Below are 282 nucleotides of genomic sequence, written 5' to 3'. Positions count from 1 at the left end.
GCTGTCAGCACTAACAGGCAGCGGCGAAACGGATATGCGAACTGCTTCAAGTGGTGGGTTTGTGACGACCAAAGCGCTGGCAAACTACGGCAATGAAACGCTAAATAGTAATGTGACCGCCAAAGCGTGGCTTTATAACCAGGATAAGGCCAATCTGACAATTAACGGAGAGCTATCCGTTGGGCAAGGGCTGGAAAATAGCGGATTACTGGATTCTGACACCATTAGTGCAGCAGCGAATGTCTATAACCGTGCATCGGGTAGCATTATTACCGACCTGTT

Annotated in this window: 1 protein-coding gene; it reads left to right on the top strand. The window is 48.9% G+C overall.

Annotated elements, in window-relative coordinates:
* Window positions 1–61: 61 nt before the first annotated feature.
* Window positions 62–282, top strand: a 221-nt coding sequence (locus LZP73_RS20865; RefSeq protein WP_234236894.1) for a hypothetical protein, incomplete at its 3' end; no start/stop codon positions are given.

The sequence above is a fragment of the Shewanella sp. AS16 genome (assembly GCF_021412365.1).
Taxonomy (GTDB): Bacteria; Pseudomonadota; Gammaproteobacteria; order Enterobacterales; family Shewanellaceae; genus Shewanella; species Shewanella salipaludis.
This window is presented reverse-complemented; position numbering and strand designations above follow the sequence as displayed.